At 41.2% G+C, this 1348-nt stretch carries 1 protein-coding gene; it reads left to right on the top strand.

Annotated features, from left to right (window positions below):
* On the top strand, positions 1-1348 hold a 1348-nt coding region (locus tag C8P70_RS13870; RefSeq protein ID WP_208293421.1), incomplete at both ends, for a choice-of-anchor L domain-containing protein.

Raw genomic sequence — 1348 nt, 5'->3', positions numbered from 1 at the left:
ACGGCTGTACATATACTTGTCAAAATGGAGCCTTATTTGCTGCCTGGTTGATTGATACTACCACAGGAGAGGGACAGAATCTGGCTAAAATAAAAGGGACTCAAACGCCTATTTCATTGTACACAATTTGGGACAATGAAAAAATAAGAAACACTTCTTGTTCAAGTCATCCTGAGCTGTTTTGGAATGCTTATTATAACGGAAATGCAAACCCTTTAGAAGCTCCTATTAATTTTGCAGGTTCCACTATAGATATGAGTTCAGAAACTGTTTATGTGGTACCGGGACGCCAATATCATATCAAATTAGCTGTAATGGATTTTTGTCCGACACAATCTCATTCTTCTGCGGTTTTCTTTAGTGCGGGAAGTTTTGACTTGGGGAACTTGGATTTAGGAGCCGATTTATTAGTAGAAACAGGCAATGCAATTTGTGGAGCAGAATGTGTGACTATAAAATCCGGTTTAGGCGGAGCAGAGGCTATGGATGTGGCTGTGGAGATTCAGTGGTATAAAGACGGCGTGGCAATTCCGGGAGCAACAGAACCGGAGTATGAAGCCTGTGAATCTGGAACGTACAAAGTAGTAGGGAAATATCCGGAAATAAACTGTGAAGTTGAAGGAGAGAAGGTGATTGAAATCTGGCCTCCTATTTCTACCGTCGTTCACAAACCAGAAGGAATGGAGATTTGTAGATACTCCCTCAACGAAAGAGCAATTGATTTGCTAAGTGTAGAGGCAGCCATGTTTGCTGATGTGGAAAGAGAGGATTATGAAGTGAGTTACTATCTAACGCAGGAGGATTCAGATCAAGGCAGTGAAGACCAAATGATAGGAACGCCTTATGTGATAGAAGGGAGGGAAGATTTTAGTGTCTTTATCCGTGTTGTAGACACCCGAACCGGTTGCTATGAGGTTTTCATCTTTAGAGTTAGACAGCAACAAGGAGCAATTCCGACCAAACCGGCAGATGTTTTGGTATGTGCAGAATATGTGTTTCCACAAGTCAACGGTGATCAGTATTATTACACAGAACCCGGCGGTCAGGGTAAAGAATACAAAGTAGGAGATGTTTTGGCAGAACCGGGAGAACATACAATCTATCTGTTGCAGTTAAACAATGACGAAGGTTGTTATGAAGAAACTGTTTATCAGGTGAACATTACAGCTCCTGTTACAGCGGATATCTTTGAAGATGAAACACCGATTTGTCAATTGTATGAACTTAAACCACTTTCAGAACATAATAAATATTTTGAAGAACCGGGAGGTAATGGTAGAGAATTACAGCCAGGAACGCTAATTTCTGCGGCACAAACCATTTATGTTTATGCGAGTTCAGACAACGG

Source organism: Myroides indicus (assembly GCF_004364575.1).
Lineage (GTDB): Bacteria > Bacteroidota > Bacteroidia > Flavobacteriales > Flavobacteriaceae > Flavobacterium > Flavobacterium indicum_A.
Note: the sequence above shows the minus strand (reverse complement) of the source record. Positions and strands in the feature narration are given on the sequence as shown.